At 34.5% G+C, this 18,858-nt stretch carries 5 protein-coding genes; all 5 read right to left on the bottom strand.

What is annotated here, in order from left to right; genetic code table 11:
- Positions 1-343: 343 nt before the first annotated feature.
- The 5 genes from IPO86_09070 to IPO86_09090 all read right to left on the bottom strand — a co-directional run bounded on the left by IPO86_09070 (position 344) and on the right by IPO86_09090 (position 18,833).
- Positions 344-1,048: a response regulator transcription factor gene (locus tag IPO86_09070; GenBank protein ID MBK9728253.1), complete on the bottom strand. Its 705-nt coding sequence runs from the start codon at positions 1,046-1,048 to the stop codon at positions 344-346.
- Between the two features lies 1 nt (position 1,049).
- Positions 1,050-2,840, bottom strand: coding sequence for a sensor histidine kinase (locus IPO86_09075; GenBank protein MBK9728254.1), 1,791 nt, complete (start codon positions 2,838-2,840; stop codon positions 1,050-1,052).
- Between the two features lie 184 nt (positions 2,841-3,024).
- Positions 3,025-7,569 (bottom strand): fibronectin type III domain-containing protein, encoded by a 4,545-nt coding sequence (locus IPO86_09080; protein MBK9728255.1) that lies wholly within the window; start codon positions 7,567-7,569, stop codon positions 3,025-3,027.
- Positions 7,570-7,585: 16 nt separating this feature from the next.
- Entirely contained in the window at positions 7,586-9,796 is a 2,211-nt protein-coding gene (locus IPO86_09085) for a hypothetical protein (GenBank protein ID MBK9728256.1), read from the bottom strand.
- 4 nt (positions 9,797-9,800) lie between these two features.
- Positions 9,801-18,833, bottom strand: a complete 9,033-nt coding sequence (locus IPO86_09090; GenBank protein MBK9728257.1) for a hypothetical protein — start codon at positions 18,831-18,833, stop codon at positions 9,801-9,803.
- Positions 18,834-18,858: the final 25 nt, after the last annotated feature.

Here is an 18,858-nt window from a genome sequence, read left to right on the forward strand (position 1 = left end):
TGTGTTCCATAGAGTATAGGACCATGCAATATATTGAATCTCAGAGCTGCTCCCACAAAATTGGAAAAATTCAACTGCTCCGGCTCGAGCAAATCAGCTATGTGTACTTCGCCGTAAAGTTACTTAAAAGGTAAGCGTCCAAAAAATCAAAATACTGGATTTTTATTAGATTGTTAATGCTGTTTGCTCATTTTAAATAAGCGTTTATCATTTAATGTCACGGACGAAGAAATTCATTCTTATTGTAAACGTTTAATAATCTGCTAAGCTTAATTTTCGTTTTAATGATACCCATTCTGTTTTTCTGCATTGAATTCTTAACAAAAAATTAAAAAAATAATTTCTAATCCTGAAGTTTGTGAATAATGATTTCTCTAAAGGATTTGCTAATGGGTATAATTTTCCCTGTACTCATTTCAACAATTTCTCGATTCCATTTTTTGACAAATTTAGTATTAATAATATAACTACGATGGCATCTAACCAATAGACTTGAACTTAACATGTCCTGCAAATTCTGTAAGCCTTTTCGAATAATTAATTTTTTATCTTTTACAAATGAAATATGAGAATAAACATGGTCGGCTTGTATAAATTCTATTTCATTTACATTTATTTTATAATTTTCTTTTCCATCTGAAATCTCCAATTTCTCATGATCAGCATGATACGTTTGAAATAATTGATAAGCCGCCTCAATGCTTGTCCAAAGTGTTTCCTTTTGCAAAGGTTTTGCAATGTAACCATAAGGGATTGTTTTCAATGCTAATTCCAATATTCTTTTATCATGTTGCGAGGTAATGAAAATATACGGTGATTTTGGTTCTACAGACTGTAGGTAATTAGCTACATCGATCCCAGACTTATCGCCAAAAAGTCTAATGTCTAACAATACCAGATCAGGAGCATGCAAGTGAAATGCAGCAATAGCCTCATCATATGAAATACAAATAGCACAAGTTCTATGATTAACTTCTGCCAAGTACAGTTTTATGGTTTCAGCAATCAGAATTTCATCTTCTACAATAAGTATATTTAAATGCTTCATATTAAACTGCAGAAACTTTTTTCTCTTGAAATATTAAATTAAATGATGATGTTCCAAAAGCTGAGGACGAACTTTGTGCTTGCAATTGTCTAACCATACTGTCAATTAACATAGTACCCATTCCTTCTTTATTACTGCTTTTAACAGATGGAAATACTCCATTATCCTGATACTTGAGAATATATTTGTTTTCTAAAGCATAAAGCTTAAATTCCAGAAGCAATGTTACCTCTTCTCTGCGAGCATATTTTAGAGAATTGCTAATAAGTTCAGTACATATAATACCAATAGGCATAGTAGTTTCTAAATTAAGATAAATAGGCGAATCGGATTCCAAATGATACTCAAATTTAAGTGCGCTGGTATGTAATGCCAAATAGTGTTCAAGAAGCTCTTTAATATAAGATCCTAACTCAATTCTTTCAAATTCACCAGAATTATATAAGTGTTCATGTATCAATGCAATGCTTCTGATTTTATTTGCAATTTCCTCGAGAAATTGAAATTCGCTGTTGTTTTTTATTTTATTATAATGTAATGCAAGCAGACTAATAACTAATTGAAGGTTATTTTTAACCCGATGATGTACTTCTGAAAGCAACAAGTTTTGGCGTTCCAATGATTTATTTAATTCTTGGTTTTGATTTTGAATGAAAAGTTTTTGTTGTTCGATCTTTCTTCTTTTCAAATGATTGCTATAAAACATTCCTATAATAATCAACAAACATAATCCCAATATAGCGATTGCAATTTTTTGCAAGTTGGATTGCTTTAATAGACTATCCGATTTTTTCTTTTCCTCACGTATCAAAAAATCGATTTCAGATTGGGAAATTTCCGCTTGATTTATATCTGTTTTGGATAATTTTAAATGATTATTTGCTAATTTAGAATATGAGTAAGCAGAGTCTGAGTGATGGTCGTTTTCAAAATTAGCACTCCTCGTTTCATAATAAATCGACATCAGCATGTGGTATGAGGGATTATATTCCTGAATTTGATTTAAATAATTGGCCATGGTATCCAACCAATTACCTAAAGGTTGCTTTAAGTGATACTTTTGATGACAATTGTAAATACTCAGAGCCATATAGGAAGCACCGTCATAATTATTGTTTGATATAAAATAGTTCTTGGCTTTCCAAAAATATTGAGCAGAACTATCTTTTTTAGGAGTCACCATGCCGATTAACATATTTGCATCTGCTGCCTGGCGGATGTTCTTGTAGATTTCACTATTCTGAGCTGCTAGGTTGGCATAATAAAAACTTGAATCTAAAGATTCATAAATTCTATGGTAGCTAGAATATCTAACCCAGAGAAAACTATTTAACGACCACAGTTTATGGCTCTCAATTATATTTTTAGAAATTAGGAGATGCCTTAGACAATCTGCCTTCCTTCCTATTGTTTCCATGCATCTGGCAATTGAAATATGGCAACTGGCCATTAATTCAAAGTCTTTTAGCAATTTGGCTTGTGTACTCAAAAAATAATATTCTTTAAGAGCCTCCTGAAATCGATTATGTAGTTCCAAAGCTTCACCCCGGTTGTACAAAATCCAAAGTGCATCTGGACAAGCCTCTAGATTTTGATTTTTGATAATGTTATTTATTGAATCTGCATAGTTTAAAGCACTTATAGGGGAATAGGCAAGCAACATTTTGTTTAATTCCATATTGGCACTATGGAGCCATGAATGGTCGCAATTTCCTCCCCATATTTTAGTCTGACCTATTAGCAGCCACCCTAAAATGTAGATACTTACGCTCCAATGTTTAATTTGTGCCACTTTTTTTGCAAATTGCTAAGCGAAGTAAATTAAATCCCTAACAAGATATTTCTTATGAAAATGCATATCATGCATAATATTTTCTAATAAATAGAACCAATATACTGTCAATTTTGCATAATTTTAAATGAATTGATACCAAATGTCTTTTTGTTGAATTAAATCAATCGCTAACATAGCAATATTAATAAATGATGATCTTATGTCTTTCAGTACCTCCATGATATATTAATTCTACAATATAAATACCCGTCTTTAGCTGTGGAATTTCATCGGCAACTAATTTAATTTTAGGATAAAAATTGGTAAAAAGTACCTTGCCATTTAAATCCAATAATTTGAAAGAAAGATTACTTTCATAGGGTAAATTTATATTCCATTGTACCGGGCCAAAACTTGGGTTTGGAAAGACACTTGAATACCTTTCTTTTGATCCATCCAGAAAAGCACAATTCAGAATTTCTATTTGTTTATTGATAGTGGCTTCACAGATTGGACTTTTTAATTTGAGTACAATTGCATATTTTCCTGGTTGTGTGTAAATAATAATTGGGTCTCGTTCATTTGAACTGCGATTGTTTCCAAAATCCCATAAAAATTCAATGTCTTGAATGGAATCCTGGAAAAAACCATATTCAATTAATCGGATACTATCTTCTGTACAAGCTGTTCCTGATACCAAAAAATTGGAAATAAATAAGATTGATGGATCAGTGCATGGGTCACATTTTTCACTAAAAATATGTTGAGCATCAAATTTGAATTTCCCGCTTCTCCAATTCGCTTTGCTATAGTCTTCATCATCCACTTGGATACAGGTTAAATCTGGATTATTAAACGCTTCTATAAGACTCATATCTTCGTTAATTCCATTTGCCAGATTCAATGACAATAGTTTATTGTTGTAGCACCAAATTTGTATCAAGTTATTGTTTTTACTAAAGTCTAAAATATTTAAATTGTTATCGTTGCAGTCAATAGTTTCCAGATTGGTATTGTCTTTAAGGTTTAATTGATTTAATTTGTTTTGGAAGCAGTACAATTCCCGCAACTTCAGATTCCCATTTAAATCAAGTGTTTGAAGTAAATTATTTGAACAATTAAGTTGCTCCAGTTTCGTGTTTTGACTTAAATCAACATTCGCCAATAAATTATTACTACAATTAATTTCCTTAATATTAATAAACGCTTCGATGCCGCTTAAGTCAGCAATATTAAGGCCATTGCAATCAATTAATCCAGTATATAATTCAGCTTCTGAACATTCAATTTCAGTATTGCCATTGGTGTTTATTGCTGTATTTTGTACCAAATAGTTTTTAAAGTTTGCATTTGGTATAGAGACAAAGCAAACCGATAGATTGACAGAAATAACATTGCTGTTGGCACTGTTACCTTTGTTGTTGACGGCCCGTATACGGTAAAAATAGGTCTGATTGTTGGTCAAACCAGTAATCAAGGCATTCACATTATTTCCAACATTCAGGTTGTTGTATGCAGGCAGTATGGTGCTGAATGAACCACTGGTAGAAACATCAATTGCATAAGATGTCGCCCTCGCTGAGGTCTGCCAATGTGCTGTAAAGCCCGAAGCGTTAATGTTCGTGGCTGGTAAGGCAATTGGAATCTCTGGAGCTTCTGATGCATCGCATGCGTTTTGCACAGCTTGCTCAGAATTGCAACCCGGTGCATTGCCAGAAATAAATCTTTGACCGGAACCATCCAGGTAGGTACATATGTTGGGTAGCTCACAGATGGCGAGTGCCGGATTATTTTGAATTGTTAATCCAGTTCCCTTAATAGAACCTGCTGGTATATTTGTCAAACCCGATATTGAATTTAAGTTATTATTACCAATGATATGAAGGCTTCCGTTGAGCGCATTAATTTTGCTGAATTGATCCAGGTTGATTAAGGAAGCATTGTTTTTAAGGATAATTTCATTTGCAAATGTGAGCTGAGACAGCGCAATGAGATTTGACAATAAAGCATTATTCTCAATCGTCAGCGTGCCAGCAATTATCGGAACATTCCCAAGTGCATTTATGGATTGAAGTTGCGGATTATTAATTATATTCAAAAGCCCATTTATTTGTGTTAATGAATTTGTGATATTGATAAGGTTCAATTTTGCATTATTTTCAATTCTAATAGTTGGCATATTGGTCATGGAAGTATATCCTGAAATTTCAGTTAACTCTTTATGATCTCCAATGTACATTTGACTACTGGAAGTTAATTTATTGAATGTATTAATTTTAGTAATTGCAGAATTATCAGCAATCCAAAAATTGCCACCTACTGATTTTAGATTTTGAAGTCCATCCAAATTAATAAGTGCAGAATTGCGAACGATATTTATTTGACCAGTGACATTTTCCAGATTGCTAAAACCATTCAAGTTGGTGATATTTGAATTATCGGTGATATTTAGATTTCCTGTGATTTGAATACAATTTGGATAAAGGATCTTAAAATTATCTACTTGCGCTTGCGTATTAACTGTAACATCTCCAAGAGGGCATTGTGCAAAAGAAACAGTAATCGAATTGCTATTAGGGCTTGTTCCGGCTGCTTTACTAGCTCGAACTCTATAATAATGTGTTGTGTTAGAAGATAAACCACTCACAGCAAAGTTTGTAGCATTTCCTACACTGCGATTATCATACCCAGTGACAAAATTCGCAAACGTGTTACTAGTAGATACATCTAGAAAATATTCTGTTGCCCCTACAGAAGCTTGCCAGTTGGCCGTGAACCCTGGAAAAGTAACGTTTGTTGCTGCAAGTGCTACGGGTGCTGCAGGAGGGGAGCAAGCATTTTTTACTGTTTGTTCGGAATCGCACCCCGCTGCATTCCCTACAATAGTGCGAGGGCCAGTTCCTTGCAGATAAGTGCAGATATTTGGCAAATCACAAATCGAAAGCAATGCATTGAATTGAATACTTAGGCCTAAGTTTTTGATATGGCTTGCCGGAATATTGCTTATACCACTGATGCTTACGAGCATGGCATTGCCTGCAATCTCAATACTCCCATTAAGCATATTGAGATTATTGAGGGCATCGAGATTTGCTAAAGCAGCATTATTCTGAATCGACAAATCATTAGCTGTTGTCAATTGCGAAAAGGCATCTAATTTAGTAAGAGAATCATTATTCGTAATAATGAGGCTGCCGTTGATCTTTGCGACATTTCCAAAAGCAGTTATCGATTTCAGACTTTTACAATTATTTATTTTTAGAGATCCATTGATGGACTGAATTGGGCTTGCAATACCAATTTTGTTCAGTTTCTCATTTTGCTCAATACCTGTGGATGGAAACTGACTCAAGGAATCAAAACCCGAAATTTCAATAAGTTCCTTGTTGCCTCCTATATACAACACTGGACAAGAACTCAGCTTATTAAAGTTGTTTATCTTAGAAAGTAAAGCATTGCCATCTATCCATAAATTTCCTCCCACTGAAATTATATTTTGGAGACCATCGAGATTTGTCAGCGCTACATTTCGAACGATATTGAGTTGGCTGGTAATCCTCTCAATATTGATAAAACCGTTTAAATTATTAATACTTGAATTATCCGCAATATTTAAATTACCGGAAATTTGTTTGCAATTTGGATAGAGCACTAAAAAGCTATCCACCTGAGCCTGCGTGAAGACTGAATAGCCACCCGGAGGGCATTCGGGAAAAGGTACATCGATAGAATTACTACTAGCGCTTACTCCAGCTGCATTTACAGCTCTTACACGATAATAATAAGTTTGACTTGCAACAAGTCCATTAATCTGATAGTTGAGTACGTTTCCTACATTAAAATTATTATAGCTTGCTAATAATGTACTAAAAGTTGGACTGGTGGATATATCTAAAACATAATTAGTAGCGCCAGATGAAGCTAGCCAATTTGCAGTGAAAGATGGAAAAGTAACAGATGTTGCTGCTGTTGCTACAGGTGCCGCGGGTGCATTGACTGCAGTTATGCCATTGATCGCAAGAATCGCAGTGCTACCTGCACTGGAAGTTTTTGTAAACGTTATGCTCGTTAATATTTTAGTATTGAATGGTGCATTCAAAGTGATTTGGTTATCATATAGCCTCGGATTTTCAGCATCGCCAGTAAATATATCGGGTAATTGAGAACCTACGGTTGTTCTAGTCACTCTTCCAATTCCTTTAACTGCAAAACCAGAGCCAAAATACCAATCGGGTACAGTAAAACTTGCATTGGTATTTGTACCATCACTAAAATTTAATGTTACATTAAAATTAGAGGCACCCTCAGCACTTGAACCAAGAAAAGCAATCTTAGAAAATACTCCAGGTGTTTCTAGTTTCAATGTTCCAGCACTGCCATTATTCTTTAATACCAAAGCGTTTAGTGAATCATAATGTGCCAGTGTATAAATAGCCCCTACCAGATTTGGATTCACGCTTGTAATGATTCTATTGACTGGTAGACCATAAGTTGGAACTGTATTCGGATTATTGTTCCCTCTGAAATCCTTGGAATACATGACATTATCTCCCCCAATATTGACTCCATCAAACGTAATCGTTGTAGTCGCTGCTGCACGATTGGTGCCGCCAGATCCATTGGCAATCAGGTCATGGTTGAACCCTGTAACGTTGACAGGTACAAAGGTTTGGGCTTGTGCACTTAACGAGCACAAGAAAGCACACATTACAAATAATTGTTTTTGATATATTTTTAGATTAGTCATGATTCAAACAATTAAACTATTTTATTAAAATGGATTTGGTTTTACTCAATGCACCTGAAGTTCCATCTTCAAAATGGATTCGCACAGCATAATTGTATAAACTTTGTGGTTTTAAGTTCTCATCTATAAAAAGAAGTTCATCCTTTGTAAGCGTTTTGTAAAAATGCACGCTTTCAGATCCGGAAGATTTGAAGATTTCGTAGGTATATTTTTCATCTTTTAACTTTTTTGGTAATTCAAAATCCCATGTTAATTCTATTCCGGATTTATTATTTTGTTTGATTTTTAGATTTTTAACTACTAATTCTTCTTTAGGCAATAAAAGTGTTGCTTGCTTTAATGGAGATAATTCACTTTTATTTCCAGAGTCATCGACTCCCAAAACTTTGTAATAATAGGTTTTCCCAACTTCTGTGACTCGATCTTTATATAATGTTTCGGTTTTTATAGAATCCAATAACTGCCAACTGGTATCCGAACTATTCGCATGGCGCCGATAGATATAATATTTGATACAGTCTTCACTTGGACTATGTTTAATATCCAAAACCAAATTCAATGAATCATTATATACTTTTAAAATAGAAGGTGGAATAGGCGCAATTTTATCCAGACGCTTGACTTTCAAAATGTCTGTGGAAGCACTCCTGTTATAGGCAAAGTCCTCTGCACGCAAGGCATAATAAATATATTTATTCAAAGACTTTTCTGGAATGTAGTAGATGTAATTTGTATCCGAAATCATTTCTTGTTTAACTAAAGAAAATTCTCCATCTTGCGTATGCGACCAATACAACCAATACCCATTAGCATCCATGGAACGACTTCTATTCCATTTTAATCGAACGATACCCATAGAATCAATGTATCCGGAAAAATTTTCTGGCGTTTGAGGATTTGTAAAATCAGGAACATTAGCCAATACCGTAAAGGAGGTACTATAATTTCCTTGATCATCATACACATTCATTGCAAAATAATGCTTGCCCTCATTCATTTCATTCCAATCTCCTTCAAATTTATACTCATATCCGGCTTCACTTAAATCAAGTGCTGAACTTATTGGAGTAAAAGGGCCTGAAGCTGATCGGGAATGCATGATTTGAAAATGATCAAAGTCTTCAGCTAAATTATTTAAATCAAAATTCCAATCCATTTGAAATTCTTTCGAATCTTTATCATATTTCACTTCAAATTGTGTCGGCGGTGCCGGAGGGGTCAAGTCCTTTGGCATACCACTTGCAAAGGCAGGTTTGCTATATTCAGCAAAGGCAGTTCCGCCATAAATTTTATAGTAATATATCTGATCATTGAAAAGGTTGAAGGAGTCAATATATTCATAGGTCGTGAATTTCTCTGATAGTTCTGTCTCAAACATAACTAGAGGTCTCTGGAGAATTGGATAAAAGGTTTTATTATCCACAGATCTTTCTATCCAATAATTAGAGAACTGTCTCTTGTTATATTCTTTACTCCATTTTAATTTCAGAAAACCGTCACCTGTGTCCACCTGAAACAGATATGGAGGTCTTTGTTCTATAAATTCATTTATAATTTGTCCGTTCGTTTTAATATTTTCATTTCCAGTGATATTAGCAGTATAAAAATAAGTCTTTCCTTTCTCTACGTTTTTATCAACAAATCTTAATCCTAATATATGTGCAGCAGATGCTGAGAATTCAGCAAGCATAAGAGCCATCCCGAAAAGCTCATTGTTGGCTTGGTTAATTTGACCTAAGTTCATGCCATTCGTGTTGATTTTTTCATCATTTAGAATGGATGCTGCCATGATGGCAAACGAGTCTGATTTCATTGATTTTGGATCAATTTTTTCCTTTGGAACAGGAAATATGGTCGCAATATTTTTAAAATTTATATTGTCTTCACTTCTATTTAATTGGATTCCTTTTTTTATTACATTTACAAATGTGCTGTAATCATTTGGCGCAAATCTAATTACAATAGAATCGGAATATGAACGTAAAAGGAGCATCACTTCATCATTCTTTTTCTTCTTAGGATCGGTGGTATCTTGTGATTTTAACTTACTTAATTCAAAATCTGACACGAACTCCCAATTTTCTTTTACAGATCCATCGTATGAAATAACCAATAAGTTGTTATCTTTCATTAAATGGTGGATCGCAAATGAATCGCTTGCAAACAAAATTATTTGCATAAACAATGTAAATACGATTAAATTCCTTTTATAAAATAGATTTCTCATTAACTTATTTTTTTATGCTTTCGAGATCAAATGAATTAAAATAGGGTTTGAATTTATTAATATCAATTATGATATTGGTACCCTCTGATTTTTCATTCCATTCCCAATAAAATCTTTCTTTATAATTATATCGCTGATAGCCATATTGATTATCTGAATTTATATTCAGTTTTAAATCTATTGGACAAAATGTAATGCGATCAATCGTATTTAACCCCCAAGCATATTCTATAGAATTAATTTGTTTCTCGGGTGTTTTTACATAATCCTTTATTGTAAATTCTTGTCCGGATGGCAATGAAGAAACAAGGAGCGTATTATCAAAGGGTGAAATTCTTGCGTTTTGTACCGTAGAATTTAGAATTTTATCCAGAATGCGTTTTTGTAAATAAACTGTACTGGAAATACCATCTTCAAGGAAAAAATCAAAATCATCATTGACCTCCTCAGGATATTTAAATACCCGATTATCTGTTTTATTTGCAGTAGTGGTAATAACTTTAGAGTTCAGTTTTTTATTACTTATCTCATTAATAGAAATTTCTGATATTTCTTGCTTTTTTGAATTGGGTAAAAATTTAAAGTATTGACTTCCTTCGCCATCAAATTCGGGGGAAACATGTCCTAAACCCAAATTATAATTTCCGTCCTTATTGGGTCTTAAACCAAAGTCCTCAACATTTTGATGCGTATAATATGTTGAGAATAATTGTTTTGTATCCCAAATATCAATATTGAGCGGATTATAATATTTACTCAATCCACTTTTTATGGTCGGAAAATTGTCCACAATAAGCTTCGCATTCCAGTTCATATAATTAATTGAACTTGGTTTATACGTTACATTCATATATTGATTAATCAACTCAATATCTTTGGCATCAAATCCTTCCTTATTGCCTGAAAATCCCCAATAAATATCATTTGGTACGCGCAGTTCCTGCGATTCGATGCCTTCGTCTACAATCACTGAAATCTCATTTTCTGGCAAGAAGATTTCTCTATTACAATTTACAATACTATTTTGCGAAAGACCCATTTTAATATCCATATCGTTTAATTTATCTGTTAATGATTTATACTGGCTTACACCAAAATAAAATTGATATATTAAGCGATTAGATGGTGACTGGACTCTTGGATAGACAGAAAAATCTACCTTGTTTCTATCGAAGTTACCCATCCTTCCTAAATCAAGTACCTTTGATTTATCTGCAATAGCTCTATATAACTGAAACAAACATAGAGACCCGGGTTTAAATGGTATCTTATTAAATTCCGGAAAAGTGACTAGGTCATCAGGAAGGCCATACAATAATTTAAAATCAATTGGTGGAACACCTCCTGTACTTAGGTATTTCGTTGTATTATTGATATATTTATCTTTTAATTGTTCGAAATACTGTACATAATCCCGATTCGGTGGAATGAATTCAGTTGGAACTCTGTGAAATAGTTCCTGCCCATCTTGAGTGTATTCCACAACATCGACATAATAAACAAATATTTGTTCATCATTAGGAGGAAAAGCATCCTCAATAGCTTTCCGATCATTAGCAGAAAGCCTTATATGTGGGTATCCATAACCTGGATTCCAATAACGTTGATTTCTAGCAGGAATACTAGATTCAACAAGCTCATGTTCAATTACTTGATCAAAATGATCTCCGGTAGTAAATTCAGTGACAACTTTTTCGCGACCTATTTCCTGATCTAAGGTCAAAATTCCTGGTACTTTTTGTGCATTGCTATTATCTTTTCTCCATTCATATTCTTGACTTACTAAATAAGTAGTTTTAGATTTAAGTTCTTCCAGAATTTCCAATGTCAATTTTTTCTTGTCTGATGACCAAACTGACTTCACCTTTACGGGTTTTTTACTTTCTTTCTCTTTTAGCCAAAAATCGGTACCTGATGCAGAAGGATAAATGTCGTATTTAGCTTGGGTTGATGAGTTTGCAGACATGGAATTTGGATCAATTTTGATTCGCTCACTATCGGGGAGAAAGTTTGTAATCTCTACTTTTTTCAAAAACGCAATTTTTCCTGCGCCGTCTGGTGGGTATATTTTATTATGAATTTTTAAACCGACAACGGGATCTGGAGAAATATCTAAACAAATTTTTCCACCTACACTTATTGGAATAATTCGAGATCCTTTATAAAAGCCTCCAAATAAACTATAATCAGCTTTAATTTCTCCCTGCAAGAAAGATGGATTAGGAAATCCAAAATTTAAACCTGCCTGTAATTGTCCATTCAATATTTCGAAGGAACCGGACAAGTGCTCACAAAAAGGACAAAATCCAAGGGTAACATTTGCATCCATTTTGACATTCAATTTCAAATCGGCATATCCATTGCCCATGGCATAGTAACCATTTGAAAAACCAATTTTTCCTACATCAGGGCATTTATTACCTGTTGTTGATACTTCTGAAATTCTAAAATTTGCACCCAATAGACCATTCGCATCGGTACTAAAAATTAAAAAGGAACTATTAAATTTAGCATTTAATCTGAGACCACCCATTGTAGCAAAAGAAACATTTGATTTAAGTTTTTTAAGAGGGTTATTCTTTTCTATTTTATCAACAAATTCGCTAGATCCCATCAAATAGGAAAGACTTGGTAAATCATCTACTGTGCCTTTGCTCCCTATTTGAAAATAAGCACCGGCCATTACATTGATCAGTGGGGTTTTGAAACTTGCATTGATTGGAAACATTTTTGATTTAGGACCAAGACTCTCGGATTTACTATCTATCCGCCAGCTTCCTGCTAAAAAATACTTTTCATTTTTAGATAATTTGAATAAAATTGTATTCCATTTTTTATTTTCATCATCATTAAGGCTAAGGCCAACAGAGGCACCTTCAGGAGAAAATAATCCTATTGGACCGGCTTCCTTAACAAATTTAAATTTCATGTTTCCATCAAAAGCCCATCCTTCTTTCTGATCATTGGATACTGTTATGCCTGATTTAATCACTAACGGAGCAGATTTTCTGTTTTCATATGAATCAAATAAAGCCAAAGCCGTAACATCCAATCCAAAATTGTCAAAGTGCATTCCTGTGCTGTCATTTGATACCTGTAGACTGGTGACAATCTCGCCTGTCACTACCTGAACAACATGAGACAATTCGACTAATAAATACCCACCCATGCTATTCCGTTTTACTTCGTAGCTTAGACCAGATAAGGATTTGCCAGGTTCCAATCCATCCAATGCACATTTGTTATTATCAATTTGTTTGGGAACTTTGCTTGAATCAGGAGCAGTTAGACTAGGGGGTCGCGTTTTTGCCATATTATAGAAAAATCCACCGCCAATTCCGGTCAGCATGATACCTGTATTCGGCTCTGTAAAGAAACCAGCACCATTGTACGCAGCAAGGTCCGCAAACCAGTATCGATAATCTTCCAAAATGCCAGGAGAATTTGTTAGCTCAGTTTTTACTCCTGTCTGAAACTTGGTTTGGAATTCTAATTTTTGAAATTTCAACTTGACCATGCCAAGAAAACCATTTCCCCATTTTGTAGTAGAAGCCTGTTGAATTCCGGATGGATTTTTTGTGTCCTCCCTAAATAGATTTATACCACCCTCAAATGCTACAGGACCAAAACTTCCACCAAGTTTCAAACAATTCAGATCTACCTTCTTGAAACCCTTGTCATTAAATACCACATCAATAGAACCACCGGCAGTTATTGCAAATGTTTTAGTTTCCTTTGCATTTTTGAATTCAGCCTTTGCAGTTTCGGCCTTGTATTTTAGGTTTTCCTTTAAGTTGGTTTTTGCTTTGTCCTCTTTGGCTACCCGAATACTTTTCACATTATCCAAATTATCTTTCTTATCCTTCAGATCTTTCCGGGCGCTTTTCATTTCTGAACTTTTCTTTTTAACTTCTGTTACGGCGGCATCAAATTTGGCTTTAGAATCATTGACTTTTTTGGAAAGTTCATCCAATTTACTTTTAGCCTCTTCCCGGGTCTTGCGAGTATCAGCATTCATTCTTGAGAGCGGGATGGAATTCGAAAGTTTATAAATGACTTCTTGTTGTCTCTTTTGCTTTAATAATTCTTTCCGTTCAGAATTTGTTTTTTTAATGAATTCTTGTTGAGTCTTATAGGCAGCATTTGCTTTATCAAAATTTTCTGAAGTAGATTTTACATCTTTATCAAGACTTTCTTCAGAATTATTTTGATCAGCGGCTGCTTGTTGTGCGGCTGTAAAATTGGATGCATCCCTTGATATATTTAATTCCAAACCCAAAGTCAACACCCTGTCATTGGCAATATTACAAGTAAATTTTGGTTCTTGTAAATTAATATCAAAGTTTGCGACTTTATTAAATCCACCTTTCAGTTGCTTCATATACTTATTGTCCTTGGCTGAAGGATTTTTTCCTGCCTCTTGCAATGTTTTCAATTGACTTGCTGAAAAAGGCGCAGGGCTCCAGGTGCCAAAATCGATCGAATTTATACCGGCCAAAAACTCACCTTTACAAATATTTTCAACACTATAATTTAACTTAAGATTTTCAAAAGCAAGCGTACTGATTGTTGCATCCAATTTGGGTATGGTGTAGACTACTCTTCCATTGAGAAGTGCTCTTGCCATCAAACCAGTTCCTTCACTTCCGATTTCGAGACTTGATCCGTTTTCCAATTTATACCCAAGATTATCGATATGATAGGATTCAAACAACTTATCCTCTATCTCAGAAAGGTATCCTGACACCTCCGGATTTGTCGAATACCCAACATTTAGAAAATATGGAATCCAACTATCACTATACTTTTTTAACCATTCTGCTGAAGATTCTGATGGTGCTTGTTTGAAAATCGGAACCCTGATTTTGCCTTTTAGCAATAATAGATTTTCGTCAAGCTCATTATCTTCAAATTTAAAAGCAATGCTATCCAATACATAATCCCAAGTACCTAATGTTGCTTTATTCTCTTTTGCGACTGCATTTATTTTGGAATATTCTGATTTAAAACTCTGCGTCAATTGTTCAAAACTTGCAAAACTGACAAGACTATCCCTAAAGGTTTCAACATTTCCATCAGCCTTTTTCTTTACTTCTAATATTTGTATATCAAATTTGAGATTCTTGAAAATCAAGCCGGTAAAACTATCTTCTTCCTCTTCATTTCTTACGAATGAATTTTGCAAATTGGGTGTTGGTTTTTTTTCAAAAACAGATTTATTTTCATTAAAATCAAGGTAGGCATCCAATTGCTGCGGTGCACTAAATAGAATATGTTGTGCATTTAAACCTGTAAATTGCCATGGCTTCCAGTTTTTGTCCTTGCTGTCAAAATACTCAGGTTTTAAATTTGCAGTAAAACTTGTCAACAAATCATTATTGCCTGTAATATTATTCTCTAATACTCGAAACCCAAATGTTGCAGCTTCTGCTGTCTTCGTGTTCGCGTTGGTGAGGGTACCTGTATTGACAGTATAATTTCCAACAATATTAATGAACTCTAGTCCTTTATCACAATTTATGCGTGCATAGCTGTCTGTAGTTGAACTCGCTGGATCTTTAGAAATTGAAGTCTTGTTCTTTGTGCTTAGATAATTGATATTCTTGTTGAGTGAAAAATCATTCAATAAATAAAATGTTTTATCTGCCAAATCTATTTTTTGTGGACCTACTGAAATATCTTCCAATGTTGCAAAATGTATGTATTTCTTAGAACCTTCTACATCAAGCTCACCAATTAAATCCATGGTCATTGTCGCTGCTGCAAGCTTGTCTGTGGCTGAAGTTTTAAATTTTGAAATAACCAGTTTAAAATTATCTGGCAATGGATAGGTTGTCTTAAAACCTAAAGAATCCCAGTACGCTTTTGTTATAACAATAGGCAAATTCAAATCTTGAGATTCTTCATTATTTAAAAATCTGAATAAGCTTTCATCCCAATTAATTTTATCTTGAGCAAATTTTTTATCCCGATAAACTCCTTGATAAGCTCCATCTTTATTTTCAATGTTCAGGTTCTTTCCTAAAAATGGAATATATATTTTATTCTCTCCCGACTGGGGAAACCAGGCAATGGCATTTGCTTTTATATCTGCAATTTTCAGCACATCGTAGATACGATACCATGATTTAGATTCTGATAAACTTTGATGTCCGGAACGGACCTCTTGAGAATAACTAAGGAAATTGTTTTCTAAACCAGAATGCTTTTTATAAAATTCTTCTATTATTTGATCCCACTCCTCCGATGTTGGGATTACATTCAAAGCAGCGCAATTGCATTTCAATAAAATATTCTTTATTTCAATTCCTTCAAATTCAAACTGTGATTTGTCCTTTTTAGACCATACAATCAATTCTATCTTGCTTTGACCTTTTAAGACAATTAGTTTCAAACCTACTCTTTCTTGGCCATTGATCTCCTCATGCAAAAATACTGCGTCTTTAAGTTTATCTTTCTGTTGCCCAAAATTCAATGTCGAATTTTGTTCTTCAAGGGCATCTGCTTTATATTTATTTTTTCCGCTATTAAATGGATCACTGGTAAGTCCCTGAATGCTTAAATTATTCAGGTTGAAATCCAGTGACTTTAAATTCAAGGATTTCTCAAGATCTTCAATAATTTCAGATTTATTCTTATTTAGAATCGATTTCCTGAATTCTTCATCGGTAAAGTTGATGTTTAAGCTTCCATTAAATGAACATCTTGGTGACAATATCACTTCACCATTCTCATCGATTAAACTCGCTTCAATCCTGGAATCGTTCTTTGAGGTAAATTGTCCATGCCACATAGACATTTTTAATTCAGGTTGAAGGATGGATGCAATTAATTTTGTGTTGGCCTTCTTTGATTCTTGAAACTGTGCACTGTAAGGAAATGCATCGTCAAAAAATGGGGTCATTAATTGTCCACGAAGACTTAGGTTTGAAATTCTATCCTTACTAATATTCATCAACATAGAATCAATGCTGTATGCCCATGGACCCATCCTTCCCTTGCTAAAACCCAAAACATCTTTTTGATAAAAAAATCCTTCCTGAATATCATTATCATCTATGATTAAGCTTCCCTTTTCCAACAATATTGGTTTGGATGGATGGACGATATTATATTTCTGTGGCAACTCCAGCACCACATTGTCAATAATCAGCCCTCTCCAGGCAGGATTGTTCAATTCAGGACTTGTCTGGCCGGATCCTGCGGCATTTGGATTTAAATCCAATGTACCGGATTTTGGAATAAATTTAAATCCTTCCAATCCATACACCGCAAATGCGCTACTCAGACTCACTTTGCCTATGTAAGTACCTATATCATTTACAGGTTTTTCTGTTGTTAATGATATGGGTCCAGCATGATCCACCTGATGAATAATCTGTGGTGAAATGATGAGTCCGGTTTTTGCTTTAATATCCTGATAACCATTACAATCACATTCTATCTTGCTTCCTGCAGATTGTAGGCCCGCCAATAAGATGGATTCTGTAATTTTTTCACCACCTGAGGGATTGGTAGAACTATGCAACGGCACCAGATAGGCTCCCGATTTTAATCCATATGGAGTTGCAGGAATATTTGTTCCGACAAAAATATCTCCCTGTGTATTTCTGGAAATAAGATTTACATATGCATTTGTTGTTGTAAAATAAACTCCTGCTACACTGACGCCATCGTTCGGAAACTTAACATTGCTTAGCACCAGTGGAAGTGCATTTAATTTGATATTATCCTGTGGAAGATCAGTGACTTTACTTTGGGCACCGATCTTACTGTAAAATTTATCCACATAGTCTACAGAAAAATAATCCTTCACATTTGAAGAATTGATCTGTTTCATATCCAGATAGATATCCGGACTCTGCAGCGTTTGTATCCTTTCACTCTTATACACTCTGCCTTCCTTATTTACTTTTATATTCTCAAATTCAACTTCCAAGGAAGATCTCAACATGGGATAGTACACAATCCCTTTGCCCGAATATCCGGTTTGAATATCTCCGATTGCTTCCGTGATTTTCATTTTGAAAAAACCCAACTTTACATCCTGATTTACCCCAACGATTATGGATTCATTATCTGCTTTGGCAATGGGTCCATAACTGGTCTCGTACACTGAACATCCTCTTGGTGCCGGATTGTCAAAGGGATTCATTTCTGTGGCAGGGGAGTCTCCATCATAAAGAACAAATACCGATATTTCACTTTTGCCATCGTTTTGAAATAACAAGCTTGTGGGATACATGATGCTCGAAGCAGTTACACGCCATGCATAATATTTGTTAGGTTCCAATACAGGCTCTGCCTGTGAATAGATCAGGGAAGTAGCAGTTGTTGTTGTATTATATACTTTCAGCGCGCTTTCAAAAACGTCATTGGCATTCATGATCCCTTGAGGTAATTCGACCAATTCAAATAAATATTCCACTGCACCTGGATTGTTGCCGCTTCCTATATGCATGGGCTGCCATGAGAAAATCATATTTTGTATAGCTGGCATCTTTATCTTCTCATTAAATGCAGGCTTAATTATTTGAGGAGCTTGATTTAACCTGAAATTGGAAGTGATACAGAATTTATTTGAAACAGGCACGACTCTGTCTACACCATACATTTGAATACAAATATCCAGCAATCCTTCAGGAAGAATGACGGATCCGCGTCCTTCCGAATTTTTACCTGTGAGTGCATCATTTGAAAGGTAGGCACTCAATACGGAACCATCTAATGTATATTGTTCAAATTGTAAAAGCTTTATCGGAACTGATGCAAAATTCATATCCGTCTGATAGATTATATTCCCGTTTTGCTCAATACTCAAAAAAGGTCTAACTTCCAGCATTTCCTCCAATGGATCCTTCAATAAAACATTAAATAGTAAATCCTCTATCCGATCTGTGGTGTACACTTTCAAATCCAGAGAATGTGGGGGAGTCATACTACCTGTCACTTGTACCGGCCAAATCTGTTGTGACTGAATTCCTGTTAATATTAAAATAGAAATTATACTGGATAAAATGAATTTCTGATTCATCATTTTGTTCTTTTAAACTTTATGAAAG

This window comes from Saprospiraceae bacterium, from assembly GCA_016717265.1.
GTDB lineage: Bacteria > Bacteroidota > Bacteroidia > Chitinophagales > Saprospiraceae > Vicinibacter.